General features: G+C 65.2%; 16 protein-coding genes. 8 read left to right on the forward strand and 8 right to left on the reverse strand.

Translation table 11 applies throughout. The annotated features are described in order from the left end of the window. Positions 1–9 precede the first annotated feature (9 nt). Entirely contained in the window at positions 10–1,326 is a 1,317-nt protein-coding gene (locus AU072_RS08285; protein ID WP_064413330.1) for an adenylate/guanylate cyclase domain-containing protein, read from the forward strand. On the opposite strand, the gene AU072_RS08290 is transcribed toward AU072_RS08285, so the two are convergent. The 3 genes from AU072_RS08290 to AU072_RS08300 form a co-directional block, all read right to left on the reverse strand. Then, complete coding sequence (locus AU072_RS08290) at positions 1,323–1,592, reverse strand: hypothetical protein (RefSeq protein ID WP_174523736.1); 270 nt, start codon at positions 1,590–1,592, stop codon at positions 1,323–1,325. The two genes, AU072_RS08285 and AU072_RS08290, sit on opposite strands and share 4 nt — an antisense overlap. A gap of 130 nt (positions 1,593–1,722) precedes the next feature. Further along, on the reverse strand, positions 1,723–2,277 hold the full coding sequence (locus tag AU072_RS08295) for a hypothetical protein (RefSeq protein ID WP_133147265.1): 555 nt from the start codon (positions 2,275–2,277) through the stop codon (positions 1,723–1,725). After that, the gene (locus tag AU072_RS08300; RefSeq protein ID WP_064413333.1) at positions 2,270–2,782 is read right to left on the reverse strand and encodes a DUF4747 family protein; all 513 of its coding nucleotides are present in this window, start codon (positions 2,780–2,782) and stop codon (positions 2,270–2,272) included. Before AU072_RS08300 ends, AU072_RS08295 begins: the two co-directional genes overlap by 8 nt. Positions 2,783–3,475: 693 nt before the next feature. On the opposite strand from AU072_RS08300, the gene AU072_RS08305 reads away from it, so the two are divergent. Continuing rightward, the gene (locus tag AU072_RS08305) at positions 3,476–4,714 is read left to right on the forward strand and encodes a HEPN-associated N-terminal domain-containing protein (protein WP_133147266.1); all 1,239 of its coding nucleotides are present in this window, start codon (positions 3,476–3,478) and stop codon (positions 4,712–4,714) included. A 66-nt stretch (positions 4,715–4,780) separates the two neighbouring features. Here the strand turns inward: AU072_RS08305 and AU072_RS28980 are convergent, their stop codons facing one another. The 3 genes from AU072_RS28980 to AU072_RS08320 form a co-directional block, all read right to left on the reverse strand. After that, on the reverse strand, positions 4,781–5,224 hold the full coding sequence (locus AU072_RS28980) for a phage terminase small subunit (protein WP_456237906.1): 444 nt from the start codon (positions 5,222–5,224) through the stop codon (positions 4,781–4,783). Between the two features lie 190 nt (positions 5,225–5,414). Beyond that, complete coding sequence (locus AU072_RS08315; RefSeq protein WP_064413336.1) at positions 5,415–6,029, reverse strand: hypothetical protein; 615 nt, start codon at positions 6,027–6,029, stop codon at positions 5,415–5,417. A gap of 856 nt (positions 6,030–6,885) precedes the next feature. Beyond that, entirely contained in the window at positions 6,886–7,791 is a 906-nt protein-coding gene (locus AU072_RS08320; RefSeq protein WP_064413337.1) for a DUF222 domain-containing protein, read from the reverse strand. 160 nt (positions 7,792–7,951) lie between these two features. Here AU072_RS08320 and AU072_RS08325 point away from each other — a divergent pair, with 160 nt between their 5' ends. Then, the gene (locus AU072_RS08325; protein WP_064413338.1) at positions 7,952–11,248 is read left to right on the forward strand and encodes an error-prone DNA polymerase; all 3,297 of its coding nucleotides are present in this window, start codon (positions 7,952–7,954) and stop codon (positions 11,246–11,248) included. Between the two features lie 17 nt (positions 11,249–11,265). Then, positions 11,266–12,414 (forward strand): YbfB/YjiJ family MFS transporter, encoded by a 1,149-nt coding sequence (locus AU072_RS08330; RefSeq protein ID WP_064413339.1) that lies wholly within the window; start codon positions 11,266–11,268, stop codon positions 12,412–12,414. On the opposite strand, the gene AU072_RS08335 is transcribed toward AU072_RS08330, so the two are convergent. Next, positions 12,411–12,827 (reverse strand): TIGR03667 family PPOX class F420-dependent oxidoreductase, encoded by a 417-nt coding sequence (locus tag AU072_RS08335; RefSeq protein WP_064413340.1) that lies wholly within the window; start codon positions 12,825–12,827, stop codon positions 12,411–12,413. The genes AU072_RS08330 and AU072_RS08335 overlap by 4 nt on opposite strands. A 22-nt stretch (positions 12,828–12,849) precedes the next feature. Between AU072_RS08335 and AU072_RS08340 the strand changes: the two genes are divergently transcribed. Then, positions 12,850–13,497 (forward strand): nitroreductase family protein, encoded by a 648-nt coding sequence (locus AU072_RS08340; RefSeq protein ID WP_064413341.1) that lies wholly within the window; start codon positions 12,850–12,852, stop codon positions 13,495–13,497. On the opposite strand, the gene AU072_RS08345 is transcribed toward AU072_RS08340, so the two are convergent. Continuing rightward, on the reverse strand, positions 13,498–13,962 hold the full coding sequence (locus AU072_RS08345; RefSeq protein ID WP_064413342.1) for a tRNA (cytidine(34)-2'-O)-methyltransferase: 465 nt from the start codon (positions 13,960–13,962) through the stop codon (positions 13,498–13,500). Positions 13,963–14,013: 51 nt separating this feature from the next. Here AU072_RS08345 and AU072_RS08350 point away from each other — a divergent pair, with 51 nt between their 5' ends. The 3 genes from AU072_RS08350 to AU072_RS08360 all read left to right on the forward strand — a co-directional run bounded on the left by AU072_RS08350 (position 14,014) and on the right by AU072_RS08360 (position 17,797). Further along, complete coding sequence (locus AU072_RS08350) at positions 14,014–14,619, forward strand: class I SAM-dependent methyltransferase (RefSeq protein ID WP_064413343.1); 606 nt, start codon at positions 14,014–14,016, stop codon at positions 14,617–14,619. Positions 14,620–14,843: 224 nt separating this feature from the next. Continuing rightward, complete coding sequence (locus tag AU072_RS08355; RefSeq protein ID WP_064413394.1) at positions 14,844–17,381, forward strand: HAMP domain-containing sensor histidine kinase; 2,538 nt, start codon at positions 14,844–14,846, stop codon at positions 17,379–17,381. Next, on the forward strand, positions 17,378–17,797 hold the full coding sequence (locus AU072_RS08360) for a roadblock/LC7 domain-containing protein (protein ID WP_064345702.1): 420 nt from the start codon (positions 17,378–17,380) through the stop codon (positions 17,795–17,797). Before AU072_RS08355 ends, AU072_RS08360 begins: the two co-directional genes overlap by 4 nt. Positions 17,798–17,804: the final 7 nt, after the last annotated feature.

Genomic DNA, 17,804 nt, shown 5'->3' on the forward strand with positions numbered 1-17,804 from the left:
CTTCGGGCGATGTTCGCGGAGACGCGTTATGCATTGAACGGTGACTTGCGGGTCGCCTATCGCGCGTCGCCCCCTGGCGCTCGCGACATCGTTGTGGTCCCGAACTGGTTCTCAAACTGCGAACTCGCTCCAGAGCTTCCGGCCACACGCGGATGGGTGGAGGCGATGACATCGCTCGGTCGGCTGATCTTCTTTGATCAGCCAGGCATGGGGGCCTCTGATCCGGTCCCGGGAGATGCGCCGGCGACCTTGGAAACATGGGTCGACAGCATCAGCGCGGTTCTCGACGAACTGGGCAGTAGCGAAGCCGTCCTGATCGCGGGTGTCGGCGCGTTCGCGGCGGGAGCGCTTTTCGCGGCAACGCATCCTTCACGCACAATCGGGCTGGTCGTGCTGGAGGGCTATGCCGATCCGAACGCTGCGCGCGTTGGTGGACCCACTCCCGAGGAGGTCCTAGCCGCAATGGTCGGCAAGTGGGGCACCGGAGAGTCGCAGCACTTCTTGAACCCGGACATGCCGTGGAACGAAGAGGTCCGGGCAAGCTGGGCTCGCGTGGAACGCCTGTCGGCCAGCCCGAGCACCGCCGCCTCGATGATGCGGTTCATGTCCGAAATGGACGTGCGTGCACTGCTACCGGCGATCCGGGTACCCACCCTCGTCATCCAACACCTGGATGACGCTGTCGTACCGCGGGATTGGGGCAAGTACATCGCGGATTGCATTCCAGGTGCCAAGTATGCCGAGCTACCCGGACGCAATCTGCTGCACATTGTCGAACCCTGGCGAGATTCCTTCGAGGAAATAGCGCATTTCCTCACCGGACACCAGCCCGAGATGGTCGATGACCGAGTGCTGGCGACGGTGTTGTTCACCGACATCGTGGACTCGACGCGCCGCGCCTCAGAGATGGGTGATCGCGACTGGCGCGCCCTGCTTGATGCGCACGATGCCGTCATCCGTGCGCAGTTGGCGCGTTTTCGCGGTCGCGAGGTGAACACCACGGGCGATGGATTCGTGGCGATGTTCGACGGTCCTCAGCGAGCGATCCGCTGCGCCATGGCGATTCGCGATGCGGTGCAGGCGCTTGGCATCGAAGTGCGCGCGGGCTTGCACACCGGCGAGTGCGAGATGCGTGGCGCCGACATCGGTGGTATCGCCGTGCATATCGGTGCACGCGTCGCCGCCCTGGCCGGGCCCAACGACGTGCTGGTGTCAAGTACTCTGCGCGACCTGGTGATTGGCTCAGGGCTCGAGTTCGCGGATCGTGGGACACACCAATTGAAGGGTGTGCCCGGCGATTGGCGCCTGCTCGCCGTCGCCGATTAGAACGGCGGTGGCTTATTGCGTTCGTCGGCGTAGGGCTGGTTGCGCTGACGCTCGGCTTCGATGGCCGCCGCGCGGTTCTGTTCGCGGGTTCGCCTGCGCCGCGGCATCTTCAAGCATCCAACCGCGTCATCGAGAAGATCGACGCTCGGATCGATGACCGCGGGCGCTGTCGGTCGGCACAGCGACGGGAACAGCAGCCTGCTACCCGGATGGGTCGTGTACTTCTGCCCGGTCGGTGAGAGCCAATCCACTGTGCCTGCCGTCAACCTCCTGGGATACCCCTGCGCTCAGCGAGCGCTTTCGCGTGTCGACGGACGTGCCGCACCGCTCGGTGGCTGGCAGCCTATGAGTCGAGAGATGTTGGCCCGTCTGGTTCGCCCGGCGGAATAACCTGTGCTAGCGGCTACCGGAGCGTCGATCTCTTTCTTCCGACAAGTCCGTGATTTCCCGCAGCTTGGCTCGGGCGAGGCCATGCATAACTACCGACCTCGCCAAGGCCACAATTTCCAATGCCGACATCAGAAACAGCGTGACCAACACACCAAACAACCACGGCTCCAGGCCTTTTGGCAGAAAGTTGGCAAATGCACGGTACCCCACTGCGCCGACTACTGTCGTCACCTGTATTCCGATCACCAGCATGAACGGCGACAAGAATGCCAGCAGCCCCTGTTCGGCATCCTCAGCGTTAAGCAACCTCAGGTAGCTCTCGGAGAGCAGTGCGACGACCAGGGCTAACGCAGCGAAGACGACACCGACCAAGGCCGCAGTCAAGGACAGAATGTCGCCCGCGAACCCGACTCGCGCAGTGACATCGGTGTGTGTCACAAGGAAGATGGAAGCGGCGATACCGACGACCAGGGCCCCGCCCAATTCGATAGTTGCGAATTGGGATAAACGAAGACGACCGACGGCGGCCAGGAAGCCCACACGGCGGCGAAGCTCACCCACGTCCAGCCCTCCTCTCAGCACGGCGTACGGCCTCGCGGACCCCCGTCGTCGCCGACGCCCAGGTGACGCCGACGGTGTCGGTGGTCTCGCTCATGAGGTTCTGACGCTGATCGAAACGCACCTTCTTGTTTCCGCGTCTACCTCTCGCCACGATATACCCGAAGGCTGCCTTGGCGGCGGCGATGTATCTCTTGGCTGTCTCATCGTTCAGGAGCGCTTCTTTGTCCAAGCCGGCTCGGGCGTCTTGGGCTGCAATCCGTTCGGCGATCAGTTCGGCCTTCATCGTGTTCATCCGCTGAAACAGCGGTTCGAACTCCTCCTCCGCATCCGGATTAGGCCGCTCGAACACGAACTGGACGGACCTGACTGCGTCGGTGCGTTCGACCCATGATCTGAACTCTTGCTCGTCAACGACGGGGTCAATAGCCCAAATGACCGTCGGTAGAGCACCGGATTCGGATCGTGCGCGCCTACGCTCGGCTGCATTCAACAACTCGGCGAGCACGGCGCTTACAACACGCGGCTTGAAGGAAGGATGCCGCAGCACACCTAAAAATCTAGTTTCAGTTTCCAGCCAGAAGGGGGCAGCAGCAGACGCGTCGCTCGCTACGACGGTGTCAACCCATGCCCTGGAGGTTTCATCCCAAACGTTGGTGATTTGCTCGCCGTGTCGATGCCAGCCGAGTCGTCCGCTGATCGCGCCGTCGTCGGTATCTCGCAGGTTGCCTACTCTCCACGTACGTTGGTATCGACGCCCCGTGGTTACCTCCGAAGCAGATTCGAGGGTGAGGATGAAGTGTTTCCGCAAATCTGATAGGGGTTCATCGAAAAGCGTCCCGGCCGGCCGTCGATTAACTCGGTAAATCCAAACTTGGAGGTCTCTGCCTGCAAACCACGGCGCGTCGTCTGGAATGGCTTCCGGACTCAATTGGCTTTCCCCTCCGTCTGCAATCCGGATATTTCTGAGACCATATCGCCTTACGGCTGCCCCCGACCGTCAACATCTACTCCAAGCTCCTACCAACTCGGCCACCGAGGCAGGCTCGTGCGGCCTTTCGCGTGCAGGTCGAACTGGTGCCGCTGTCGGGCGAATCGAGCGAGCCAACCGATATCGTGAGGTTTAGCGGAGAACGCCATGGCCAAGTTGGGCACTTAGTAACGACGCAAGTCGCGACTAGCGGCCAGTACCGTGTCCGTCATGGGTTTGGCAAAAAACGAAGGTGAGCGCGCTGCGGCTCGTGGCTACTCATCGTTCGACGAGTTCGGTCAGGCTGTCTGCCCCCATCACGTCGATGACGCTGTGCTGAAACAGCGAATCAGCCTGTACGCCTCTGAAGCGAAGTGCAGCTATTGCGACAGACGAGGAAGCGATGAAGATCCAATCGCTGCGCCGTTCGATGACTTCATGGACTGCTTCATGGTCGGAGTTCGCCAACGCTTCGCACGCGCCGACGATGAAGCGGTCCTCTTCGAGGACGGCGACTACGTCGGCGCAACCACCTACAGCTCAGGCGAAGTCGCAGAAGAAATCTTCGATGAGGCGCTCGACGACTATCCCGACGATGTACAGATTGAACTGCTGACTCACATCCAATCGGTGATGCTCGAAGACGCATGGGTTCGCCACGACTGGCAATGGCTCTCAGAGGACAAGCGCCTTTCATACAGCTGGGACGAGTTCAAGGATCTCGTGAAGCACCACACGCGCTTTCTATTCATGGGGTGGCCGAAGAGACATGAATATGATCCCGACGAGTTGTCGCCTGTGGAGTTCTTCGAAGCGCTCGTTGCACTGATCGTGGATCTTAACTTGATCGGCACCGTCGATGGGCCACTCTTCAGAGGGCGAATGTTTACACTCGAGCCGAACGTCGCCGATCATTCGGCGTCCACCCTTGGTCCGGCTCCTGCAGATGTCGCAACGGCCAACCGGATGAGCCCCGCTGGCATCTCTATGTTCTACGGCGCGAGCGATAACGCAACCGCAGTGGCGGAAATCGGCGTTCATAGCTCCGACTCGTGGGCTGTGGTCGGCGAATTCACCGCTGCGCGTGAGCTTCGAGTAGTCGACCTTTCGACCTTGCCTGATCTTCCAAGTATTTTCGACGATGATGAGCGCGCACAAAGCACATATCACAGCATCTTGTTCCTGCGTCAGTTCGTCAGAGACCTAACATTACCTGTCGTACTCGATGGCCGCGAGCACATCGACTACGTGCCCACACAAGTGCTCACTGAGTACTTGCGCTACTCATTCCCCTTTCGCATTGATGGACTCAAATTCCCTAGCGCGCACGGGCATGGACACAACTTCGTGATCTTCTATGGGCAGGACTTCTGTTCGTCACCAGACGAGGTTGGCGAGTATACGAGACTAATATTGGACCCCGAAAAGATCCGAAAGTACCGCGTCACAACGACTATCAAGGACATCTGAGTCGACGCGGTAGCGAATCGGCGGCCTTGGCGATGTAAAGATCGTAACCATTGTCAAGGCCAAGGTTCACGATAGCTTTTCGAATCTCGTCACGGTGTCTGACATCGCAGCATCGACAGGAGTCGTGTATCGGATGCGCATATCGCGGCGGGCATTCCACGTTGTGCCCATGGTCTTTTCTCGGAAGCGCAACTCAGTCAATATGCCAACCTTCGCGTCAGACTCCATAGCGGCAGCGGCAATCTCGCAGGTATCCATCGCGTACTGCCAGTCCGATCCACTCCACCCACAGGCGAGCGTGCGCACCGTGCGCCACGCCTCCCACTTCTCACGCATCCATTCAGGCGAAGACTCTCCGTTGCGATGGCACGTTGGCAACTCCAGTCCATTATCGAATGGCGTGTTCTCCACCTCAATCCAACCGTGCATCCGCTGGCCGCGGAATCGGCTCTCACTCTGTGGTTTCGGCTTGGTGCCTCTAGGGCCATAGCAAAATTGTAAATTTTTCACTGTTGTCTGAAAGTCTCGTAATCCCTACAGGCCACCAGGCGTTATGCCAGACGGGCATTGGTTCAGATAGATCCGGAGCGGCCCCCAGGGATGGGCCGCCTAGCCGCGACGAGCAGTTGTCGCTCGTCATGGTTCACTTCGGCCCAACGTGGCGGGGCCGACCGCATAGCTTGATAGTTGCGCTTAGATATCAATAATGGGGTTGCGGCACGATCCCTGGCGGGAATGGTCCGTCGCGGTCTGGTCGTGGCACGAGGTTCCAGTTGCCGCGCGTCACCTGAATTCCGTGCTTTCGACGGCTCCGGTGAACGAATTTAGCCACTGGTCGCGCACGTGTCGAATTAGCCAACTTACCTTCGAGTGCGAAAGGGTATATCCGATACTGGTATAGCTTGACGTGGTTGCGCCCCATAACGATTGGTTCGAACTCGTTGCCTTCGTCGGGCTGGAAGGTCGTCTTCGTCACCCCAGGAGCCGTCTCCTGAACGTCGATCGTGAGTCCGTCAAGGCCGGTGTTGCCGGCAACGAAAATGCTCGGATCATCGGAGTCTGGGACGGCATCGAACTCCCACTCGAGCGCGAGGAGGGTCGTGTCGGCATCACCCGTGTTGGTGACGGTCACTTCGGCCACCCATCCGAGATGGTTTACTCGGCCTGGCCCATGCTCTTCCTGTGTCATTACTCGTTCGCCCTCGAAGGCGATGTTTGGACGGTTCCAGTAGAGAAGCTTGACCTGCCAGGCGTACAAACCAAGAGTGCCCAGAGCAGCCATGGTCGCCACCACGTCGGCGTATTCGACCCCCATGTCGGGAGCTTAAGCAAGAGGGATCTTTCCGTCTTGGATTTGCGCGTTCCAGTGCGCTCCGTTTACGAGAAGGGTCGCGCCGTTCGGCCGATACTGACCCCGAGCCAGGATCGCACTTACTACCGCGCCGCTTGGCTGGCTACTGGTGTCTCTTCGGGATCGATCGGGATGTGATAGACGATGCCATCGCCTTCCTCGGTGCGTTCCTGCATCGGCGCGGGCCTACGGTACGGGCGCAGTGCTTACGTGTCTCGGCCTGCGCGGCTTTCAGGTCATATGTAATCAGACCTGCGATGGTGGGGCGCATCAGCTCCTTGCGTACCTTGCTGCCATCCCCATTGGCGACTCCGAGATGTTCTGAGGCCTTGGATATTCCACTGTTTAGCGATACTCCACAGCTAGCTCCATTGAGGATGGTGTGGGCGGCCTTGCGGATCGCCTGCGCCTCGGCGGGCACGGTGGTGGTGCCGTCCTATCCGAATGTGCGCTGCACCCAGGGCTTTCCAGCTTCGGCGCGCTGCTGGTTGGCAACCTTCTGCGCCGACTTCCGTTGCACCTCACGTTTGGCTCGAGCCGCCTCCAGGTGGGCGGTGAGTTCGGCAGCGGCATTTGAGGTTTGACGCCTGCGTGGCGCATCGTGGATAGGGGACAGTGTGGTCGGTGTCGCACTGAGTGGCCGGCCTACCGCAATTCGGGAAGCGGCAAGTCAGATCGCGGCAGCGGACGAACCACGCCAGCGCCGCCGAGGGAGTACGCCGCTTCTCCGGAGGTGCATCCCCGGGATGCCTCACGGGTCGACGCTTGGCGACGGCGAGCTTGGCGGCCACGATCGGCGCCGGCACCACTCCGCGACCGATCACATAACCCGGCCCCGCCGCGGCCGGCCCACCGAGCGTGGGATCGTCGGCCTCGATCGGCTCAACGGGCTTGTCGCCGTCCAATTCGGCCGGGTCGCATCATTCAGCGAGTCTTCGCCGGCCACGACGTGCACCATCACATCGCCCGCGGTGACACCCGCGGACGGGCATTCGCCAGACCCGCATTCGCACGTGAGTGATTGGGTCCCGCTCATGGCCGCAGCGGCGGCGTCCGCCCGACGCTGCTCGTGGGTGCGGGGGTCGTTTTCGCACACCGTGGCGGCCAAGGCGTCAAGTCTTTGGTCGATGAACTCGCCGTGGTGGGCGAACACCGTAGCTTCGATATGGGCAACACCGGAGCCGTCTCCGCTGTCCTTGATCTCGATATAGCGGCTGCGCGAACTGTTCTCGGCGCGGCGCACAGCAGCGGGGTCGAAGCGGTCGACCCAATAGTCGGCGCTGTGCAACTTGTTTAATGACAGCGCGGTCCATCCCTGGACATGCGCGGCGATAGCGGAATCGACGCCGGCCAGCGCGTCGCCATCCTGGATCAGGTAGGTGCGGAACACGATGGCAGCGACAGTGCGGTAGGTGATTGCACCGGTCAGGAACACCGCGTTCGTTCGAGGTAACCGGTCGCGCAGGGCGATCGCGATCTCCAACTGGGACGCCGCGATTCCCAGCGACACCTGCTGGGCGGGGGCGATCTCGGCGGCGACCGCGGCGTAGTTGTCGAGGATCCATTGGTCGCGCTCGGCCGAACCGTCGGCGGCGTACATCCGATCCAAGACATCGGCCGCTGCCGAGAGCCGGCGCGCGCAGGCGGCGTTCTCGATGCGCGCCCACGCCCCGGCCGCGCCGGCACCGCCAGTGCCTTGGGCTGTCTCGAGCAGCGGTTCGAACATACGAGCGAATGTAGCCGCGGGAGCAGACGCGGAGCGGCCGACCGGCGCACTCCGGCGTCCGCCCTGTGGATGAACCTGGCCTTGGGGATAACGGGGGCATTGAGGCCGGATTAGAACGAGTGCCCGGATTATTCGAACACAAGTTCGATACACTGTCCCCATGGGCTGGCATACCGGGCCGCCGAGCTGGGTGGAAATGGAGCGCGTGCTCAACGGCAAACCGCGGCGCGCCGGCGCTTGGCCCATCGACGAGCAGATCGGCGACGGCGGCGACAGCCCCGCCTGGTCGAGCAAGCGCGGCGAGTACCAACCGCTCGACCTCCAGCGGCCCAGGTCCTCGATCCCCTACGCCGAACTGCACGCGCATTCCGCGTACAGCTTCCTCGACGGCGCCAGCACACCGGAGGAACTGGTCGAGGAGGCGGCCCGCCTCGATCTGCGGGCGATCGCGCTGACCGACCACGACGGCCTCTACGGGGTGGTGCGCTTCGCCGAGGCCGCCAAGGAACTGGACATGTCGACGGTGTTCGGCGCCGAACTGTCGCTGGGCGGGGGCAACCGGACCGAAGACCCCGACCCGCCCGGCCCGCACCTACTGGTGCTTGCGCGCGGCCCCGAGGGCTACCGGCGGCTGTCGCGCGAACTCGCCAAGGCGCACCTCGCCGGCGGCGAGAAGGGCAAGCTGCACTACGACTACGACGCGTTGACCGAGGCCGCGGGCGGACACTGGCACATCCTCACCGGTTGCCGCAAAGGCCATGTCCGGCAGGCGCTTTCCAAAGGCGGTCCCGAGGCGGCGAGCCGTGCGCTCGCCGACCTTGTCGACCGCTTCGGCCGCGACCGGGTCAGCGTCGAACTCACCCACCACGGGCACCCCTGCGACGACGAACGCAACGCCATTCTTGCCGAGCTGGCGCCCCGGTTCGGTCTGAGCGTGGTCGCGACCACCGCCGCCCATTTCGCCGAACCGTCACGCGGTCGGCTGGCCATGGCGATGGGGGCGATCCGCGCCCGCCACTCGATGGACGAGGCCGCCGGTTACCTTGCGCCGCTGGGTGGATCACATCTGCGATCGGGTGCGGAGATGGCGCGACTGTTCGCCGACCGACCCGAGGTCGTGACCGCCGCGGCAGAACTCGGTGAGCAATGCGCGTTCGGGCTCGCCCTGATCGCACCGCAGTTGCCGCCGTTCGACGTCCCCGAGGGCCACACCGAGGACAGTTGGCTGCGCCACCTGGTCATGACGGGGGCCCGTAACAGGTACGGCCCGCCGCAGCGGGCGCCGCGCGCGTACGCGCAGATCGAACATGAGCTGAAAGTCATTGAACAGCTGACCTTCCCCGGGTACTTCCTGGTGGTCCACGACATCACCCGCTTCTGTAAGGAGAACGGCATCCTGGCCCAGGGCAGGGGATCGGCGGCCAATTCCGCGGTCTGCTACGCGCTCGGTGTCACCAACGTCGACCCGGTCGCCAACGAGTTGCTGTTCGAACGGTTTCTGTCCCCGGCGCGCGACGGCCCACCCGACATCGACATCGACATCGAATCGGACCTGCGGGAGAAGGCCATTCAGTACGTCTACGACCGCTACGGCCGCGACTACGCCGCGCAGGTCGCCAACGTCATCACCTACCGCGGCCGCAGCGCGGTGCGCGATATGGCCCGCGCGCTCGGCTTCTCACAAGGCCAGCAAGACGCCTGGAGCAAACAACTCGGTCAGTGGGGCAACCTCGCCGACGCACCCCACACCGAGGACATTCCCGAGCAGGTTGTCGACCTGGCCAAGCAGATCTCCAATCTGCCCCGGCACATGGGCATCCACTCCGGTGGCATGGTCATCTGCGATCGGCCCATCGCCGACGTGTGCCCGGTCGAATGGGCCCGGATGGAGAACCGCAGCGTATTGCAGTGGGACAAAGACGATTGCGCGGCAATCGGTTTGGTGAAGTTCGACATGCTCGGCCTCGGCATGCTCTCGGCGCTGCACTACTGCATCGACCTGGTGCGCGAGCACAAGGGCATCGACGTCGACCTGGCGAAACTGGACCTGTCCGAGCCCGCCGTGTACGAGATGCTGCAGAAAGCGGACTCCATCGGGGTGTTCCAGGTGGAGTCGCGCGCCCAGATGGCGACCCTGCCACGGCTCAAACCCCGCGTGTTCTACGACCTGGTCGTCGAGGTGGCGCTGATCCGGCCCGGCCCCATCCAGGGCGGGTCGGTACATCCCTACATCAAGCGACGCAACGGGGAAGAACCCGTCACCTACGACCACCCGTCGATGGAGCCCGCGTTGCACAAGACGCTGGGGGTGCCGCTGTTCCAGGAACAACTCATGCAGCTCGCGGTGGACTGTGCGGGTTTCTCCGCCGCCGAAGCCGACCAGCTGCGCCGCGCGATGGGATCCAAACGGTCGACCGAACGGATGCGCCGGCTGCGGAGCAGGTTCTACGACGGTATGCGCCAGCGTCACGGCATCACCGGCGAAGTCGCCGACCGCATCTACGAGAAGCTCGAAGCTTTCGCGAATTTCGGTTTCCCCGAGAGTCATTCGTTGAGCTTCGCGTCGCTGGTGTTCTACTCCTCGTGGTTCAAATTGCACCACCCCGCCGCGTTCTGCGCCGCGCTGCTGCGCGCGCAGCCGATGGGCTTCTACTCCCCGCAAACCCTGGTGGCCGATGCCCGCCGGCACGGTGTCACCGTACACGGGCCGGACGTCAACGCCAGCCTGGCGCACGCGACCCTGGAGAACGCGGGCACCGAAGTGCGGTTGGGACTGGGGGCGGTCCGGCACATCGGCGACGAACTGGCCGAGCAGCTCGTCGAAGAGCGAAAGACCAACGGCGCGTTCGATTCCCTGTTGGATCTGACGCAGCGGGTGCAGCTGTCGGTGCCGCAGACCGAGGCGCTGGCCACCGCGGGAGCGCTGGGCTGCTTCGGCATCGCCCGGCGCGAAGGGCTGTGGGCGGCCGGTGCGGCCGCCAGCCAACGGCCCGACCGACTGCCGGGTGTGGGCGCCTCGTCGCACGTCCCCTCACTGCCGGGGATGACCGAACTCGAGCTGGCCGCCGCCGACGTGTGGGCGACCGGTGTGTCTCCCGACAGCTATCCGACGCAGTTCCTCCGTGGAGATCTCGACGACCTCGGTGTCATCCCGGCCGACAAGCTACTGGACGTGCCCGACGGCTCGAGGGTGTTGGTGGCCGGGGCGGTGACGCACCGGCAGCGGCCGGCGACCGCGCAGGGGGCGACCTTCCTCAACCTCGAGGACGAGACCGGAATGGTCAACGTCATCTGTTCGCGCGGGGTGTGGGCGCGGTACCGCAAGCTGGCGCAGACGGCTCCGGCACTGCTGATCCGCGGTCAGGTGCAGAACGCCACCGGCGCCGTCACCGTCGTCGCCGAGCGGATGGGCAAGCTCACCTTGGCGATCGGCTCCAAATCTCGCGACTTCCGCTAGCCCGCTACGGTTGAGCAGTGCGGCGACCCGTCTATTTTCTCGTCGGTGCGGGTACCGCACTCATCGCCTGCTGCTACGGCTTCGGGCGGTTCTCCTACGGCCTGTTCGGCCCGGTGTTCGGCGAAACCTTTCGTCTGAGCCCCACCATCACCGGCGTGATCGGCGCCGGCAGCTACATCGGTTACTGCGCGGCGATCACCGCCAGCCTGTTGCTGACCGACCGCATCGGCCCGCGACGAGTCGCGGTTACCGCCGGAGTCGTTGCCACACTGGGGATCTCCCTCATCGCGCTGGCGCCCTCGGCGTGGGTGCTCGCGGTCGGTGTGCTGGTCGCTGGCTGTAGCACCGGCATCGTCTCACCTCCACTGGCCGCCGCCGTCGCCCAGCACGTGCCACCGAAGGGGGCCGACCGCGCCCAAACCGTGGTCAACGGCGGCACGGGAATCGGTGTGCTGCTGTCGGCGCCGATCGCGCTGCTGTTGTTGAGCCACTGGCGCGCCGCGTGGGTGGTGTACGCGCTGGTGTCGGCGGCGGTGACGCTCTGGGTGTTCCATGCCGTCCCCGCCTCAACGCGGCGCGCCGCGAAACGGGTTGATCGCCTATGGCGCCCAGGCACTTTCGGCTTGCTGCTGGCATCCTTGCTGACGGGCGTCGGCAGCGTCGCGGTGTGGACGTTCGGCCGCGACCTGATCACCACGGTCGGCGGGGCCGGCGCCACCCGCTCGTTGTCGCTGTGGCTTGTCATCGGCGCAGCGGGTATCGCCGGGGCGCTCGCAGGTGATGCGGTGCAGCGGATCGGATTGCAGTGGGCCTGGGTGGCCGCGACCGTTACGATGGCCTCCGCGACGGCGCTGCTGGCGGTCGCCCCGTCCAGCCTCGTCGTCATGATCGTGGCCGCCACGCTGTTCGGCGGGTCCTACATCGCGTTGACGGGACTGGCGTTGCTGTGGGGCGCACGGCTGTACCCCGACAGCACCTCCACGGGTGTCGGGCTGTCGTTCTTCACGCTCGCGGCCGGTCAAGCCCTGGGCGCGCCGGCGGCCGGTGCGCTCATCGACCTGGCCGGTGGACGGACCGCGTTCGGTGCGATCGCCGCGGTCGGCCTGTGTGCGCTTGCGGTGCGGCCGATTCGGACCGCGACGGTGCCGGCGGCGACCCGGCCCTAACCCTCGGTCGGCGTGGTCCAGACCTTGTCGACGCTGATCTTCAGCCGCATGTTGTAGGCGGCGAGAAACTCGTCGCAGAAACCGAGGCCGGCCGCGAACTCGCCGTACTTGGCGCGATACCGCTCGTCCTCCAGCGGATTCGCGTCCTCGGCGTCGACGCTTGCGGTTCCGCCGACGGCGATGATCCCGCTGCCGTTTCCATCGGAGTCCAGATTGAGGCTGACCCGCGGATGCGCTCTGATATGCCTGACTTTGGCGGCGTTCGGTGCGGTATAGACGAGCACGTCGGTGCCGTCGAAGTAGAACCACACCAAGCGCGGCACGGGCTGTCCCGACTTGGCCACGGTGGTCAACCAGCCGTGCTTGTCCGACGAAAGCCTGTCGGCTACCTCCTGGGTGAAATTGACTGCCATGGTGCGAATGTAGTCTCGAAAAATGACTTTGAACCTGTCCGTCGACGAAGTCCTGACCACCACCCGTTCGGTGCGCAAGCGGCTCGATTTCGACAAGCCGGTGCCCCGCGAGGTGCTGCTGGAGTGTCTGGAGATCGCGATACAGGCACCGACGGGATCGAACGCGCAGGCCTGGCAGTGGATGTTCGTCGACGACGCCGAGAAGAAGAAGGCGCTCGCCGACATCTATCGCACCAGCTGGAAGCTGTACCGCACCATGCCCGAACCCGAGTACGCCGAGGGGGACAGCCGAGGCGAGCGGCGCCAGGCCGTGGTGTCGTCGGCCGAGTATCTCGCCGAGAACATGGAAAAGGCGCCCTGGCTGTTGATTCCGTGCCTCGAGGGGCGGGTCGACGGCGTGCCCGGCGCCGTCAGCGCCAGCTTCTGGGGGTCGTTGCTGCCCGCGGCGTGGAGCTACATGCTGGCGTTGCGCTCGCGCGGTCTCGGTTCGGCGTGGACCACGCTGCACCTGCTGGGGGAGGGCGAGAAGCAGGCCGCCGACATCCTCGGCATTCCGCACGACCAGTACAGCCAGGGCGGGTTGTTCCCGATCGCCTACACCAAGGGCACCGACTTCCGCCCGGCCAAGCGACTACCCGTCGAGCAGGTCGCCCACTTCAACTCCTGGTGATCAGGTCGCGCCGCTGAACCCGTGCTGCCGCCACGCCTCGTACACCGCGACCGCGGCCGCGTTCGACAGGTTCAGTGAGCGCCTTCCGGCCAGCATCGGGATCCGCACCTGCGCGGTGATGTGCGGGTCGGCCAGCGTCGCCTCGTCGAGGCCGGTCGGTTCTGGACCGAACATCAGCACGTCACCCGGCCGGTACTCGATGTCGGTGAACGACGTCGACGCGTGCGCGGTGAACGCGTAGACCCGGCCCGGCGCCATCGCGGCCCACGCCGTGGGCAGATCTTGGTGGACGGTCACCGACGCCAGGTCGTGGTAGTCCAGGCCGGCCCGCCGCAACTTCGGCTCGGACAGGTCGAAGCCCATCGGTTCCACCAGGTGCAGTTCGCAGCCGGTGGCCGCCACCATCCGGATCGCGTTGCCCGTATTGGGCGCGATCCGCGGCGAGAAAAACAAGAGATTGAACAACGACGACCTCTCGGTGGCAGCGCGCTTCGGGGCGTTTGGGATAATGCTCGCATGGTCGCGGAAAGCCTCTGGATGCAGAAGGTGGCGGCCGACCCCGGCCATTCCCACTGGTATATCGAACGATTCCGCGCGATGGCGCGAGCCGGTGACGATCTGGTGGGCGAGGCGCGCCTGGTCGACGCGATGGTTCCCCGCGGCGCCCACATCCTCGATGCGGGCTGCGGACCCGGTCGACTGGGTGGCTACCTGGCGGCCGCCGGTCACCGCGTCGTCGGCGTCGACGTCGACCCCGCGTTGATCGGGGCGGCCGAACAGGACCATCCCGGCCCCCAGTGGCTCGTCGGCGACCTCGCCGAACTCGACCTGCCCGCGCGGGGCATCACCGAGAAGTTCGACGTCATCGTGTCGGCGGGCAATGTCATGACCTTCCTGGCGCCGAGCACCAGGGGCGAGGTGCTCACCCGGCTGCGCGCTCATCTGAAGGACGACGGGCGGGCGGTGATCGGCTTCGGCGCCGGCCGCGACTACGCGTTCGCCGACTTTTTCGACGACGCCTCGAACGCTGGTCTCGCGCCCGATCTGCTGTTGTCCACGTGGGACCTGCGGCCGTTCACCGACGACTCCGACTTCCTCGTCGCGATCCTGCGCCCGGCGTAGGCGGCTGCCGCAGCCGGGGCCGTATCACGATCGGGTCCCGGTATTTGCTCGGTATCCTCACACCGCCTTTCACCTGCGGTTATGAACTCTGTCTGTTCAGTAAGAATGGTGGATTCGGCCGCATATCGCTGGCATACTCGTCCAATTGCCAGGGCCGGAACGCGCCCGCCGGGTGGGCATATCAGTAGAAGATCAGTGGGAAGTATCCGAACGGACGTATGCCGATGAGCGTGTTCTCCCAACTCAAGCAGTCCGACGGCACGCTGATCGACTTCGAACGCGAACCGCAGCCACCGGTCAAACGGCCGTCGCGGTGGGCCCTGTCCAACTGGCCGGTCCGCTGGAAAGTGCTCGCGATCGTCGTGGTGCCGTTGATCGTGGCCGCGACGTTCGGCGGCTTACGCATCTACGGCGACGTGACCGCCGAAGCCGATCTGCGCCGCGCCGCCGATCGCGCGGAAATGGTGCCGGCGATCGAGGGCTACATGGAGTCGTTGGAAGCGGCGATGCTGGCCACCTCGACCGAGGGTGACATGCAGACTGCGCTGAGCCGCTTCGACACCAGCCGTCGTGAGCTCGAGCTGCGGATGGAGGCCACCGACGTGGCCCCGGACGTCCGCCAGGGCATCACCACGATGATCAACGACGGTCAGGCCTTGATGGACAGGGTCACCTCGAACAGCATCGGGTTACGCGAGGGCATCCAGGCGTACGCGCTGCTGCTGTTGCCCGCCGAGGATGCGGTGACCGGATCGGTCCGCGTCGACGACGAACGCATCCGCGCGCAGACGGTTGGTCTGGCCCGGGCGATCGGGGCGCGCGGACAGATGACGATGCAGACGCTCGCCCTGACCCGCGGCGCGGAACTACCCGAGCCCGAGTTGCGGACAGCGGTCATCGCACTTGCCGGCACCGAGCCGTCGACGCTGTTCGGCATGAACCAGGTGCTCGGTGTCGGATCGCCCGACGCCAAGAAGCTGCAGGCCGAGTTCGTCAAGCGGATGGCGCTGATGACCGACCCGGCGGTGCCGCTGGTCAACAACCCCGAACTGCTGGGGTCGGTGGCCGTGACCGACCAGATCGCCCGCCAGATCATCGACCGGACCAGCGAGGCCGTCACATCGGCGGTGCGGGATCGAGCCGATGCCCAGCGCGCCACCCTGATCCGCGATGCGGTCATCGTCGGCGTGTCGATGCTGCTCGCGCTGATCATCGTGATCCTGGTGGCGCGCACGCTGGTGCGACCGCTGCGGCGGCTGCGTGACGGTGCACTCAAGGTCGCCCACGAAGACCTCGGCGCGGAGATCGAGCGGGTGCGTGCCGGCGGTGACGCCCCGCAGATCACGCCGATCCCGGTGCACACGACCGAGGAGGTCGGCCAGGTCGCGCATGCCGTCGACGAGCTGCACGAGCAGGCGGTGTTCCTCGCCGCCGAACAGTCCCGGTTGCAGTTGCAGATCTCCGACATGTTCGAAACGCTCTCGCGGCGCAGCCGCTCGCTGGTCGACCAGCAGCTGGCATTGATCGACCGGCTGGAGCGCAACGAAGAGGACCCCGAACGGCTGGAAAGCTTGTTCCGGCTGGACCACCTGGCCGCCCGGATGCGACGTAACGGTGCCAACCTGCTGGTGCTGTCCGGCGCGAGAGTGCCTCGCGAGCAGGCCGAGCCGGTCCCGGTCGCCGCGGTGATCAACGCCGCGGCCTCCGAGGTCGAGGACTACACCCGGGTCGTCACCGCGACCGTGCCCGACAGTGAGGTCGTCGGCGCGGTCGCCGGCGATCTGGTGCATCTATTGGCCGAACTGCTCGACAACGCGCTGCGCTACTCGCCGCCGATCTCGCAGGTTCGGGTGTCGGCCGTACACACCGCCAACGGCGGACTGGTCATCGAGGTGAGCGACATCGGGCTCGGGATGACCGAGTCGGATCTGCGGGTGGCGAACACCCGCTTGCAATCGGGCGGACAGGTCGACCCGTACACCGCGCGGCACATGGGGTTGTTCGTGGTCGGTCGCCTGGCCACGCAACACGGGCTGGTGGTCCGGCTGCGGTCCACCATCGGCGGCGAACCCGATTCGGGCACCACAGCGGGCGTGTACGTGCCTGCGGAGTTGTTGAGGCGACCGGGCGAGCCGCACCAGTTCAGCGCGCCCGAGTACGCCACACCCGCCGACGCCCATGCGGGGATCGCGACGGCGCTGGCGCTCGACGAGGATCACGCCGAGCCCGAGTACCGCGACACGTCGGTGCTGCCGCAGCGCGATCCCGGCGCCAGCGGAATCTCGGCCGTGCCGACCCCGCCGGCGGGGGAGGACGAAGAGCCGGAACCGGCCGGCCGGCCGACGGACACGTCGAGTTTCTTTGCGGCGCGGACGCAGACGGTGCAGACGGCCGATGCCGATGACTCGATTTACCAGAGCATGCTGTCGGAGTGGCTGGTCGACCCGACCGAACTCGCCAACAGCGAGGACCTGAACTGGGAGTCGGTGTGGGACCACGGGTGGTCGGTCGCGGCCGCCGCCGACGAGGCCCCCGTCACCGAAGTCACCGACGAAGGTCTTCCGGTGCGCACGCCGGGTGCCCGCCTCGTGCCGGGTGCCGCCCAAACCGGCGAGGTAGCATCGGCGGCTGAGTTCGACGCGCCACCGGGAGCCTCGCAACGCGATCCGGAAGCCGTTCGCGCCAGCATCAGCAGCCACTTCGGCGGGGTGCACGCCGGGCGCTCGCACGCACGAGAGACCAGAGGGACCGATACCGAATGACTTATCCGGCTCGTTCGACGCAGCGCGACTCGCTGGACTGGCTGGTCTCCAAATTCGCGCGCGAAGTGTCGGGGGTGACCCACGCGGTGCTGGTCTCGGCCGACGGGCTGTTGATGGCGGCCAGCGAGCACATCCCGACCGAGCGGGCCGACCAACTCGCGGCGGTGGCCTCCGGACTGGCGAGCCTGTCCACGGGTGCGGCCCAACTCTTCGACGGGGGCCACGTGCTGCAGTCGGTCGTCGAGATGGAGAACGGCTACCTGCTCCTGATGCGGGTCGGCGACGGCTCGAATCTGGCCACCCTGGCCGCGCGCAATTGCGACATCGGCCAGATCGGTTACGAGATGGCGGTATTGGTCGAGCGGGTGGGCACCGTCGTGCAGTCCGCGCGACGACGCGCACCCCAGCATTCGTGAGCCGCCG

Source organism: Mycolicibacterium novocastrense (genome assembly GCF_001499835.1).
GTDB lineage: Bacteria > Actinomycetota > Actinomycetes > Mycobacteriales > Mycobacteriaceae > Mycobacterium > Mycobacterium novocastrense.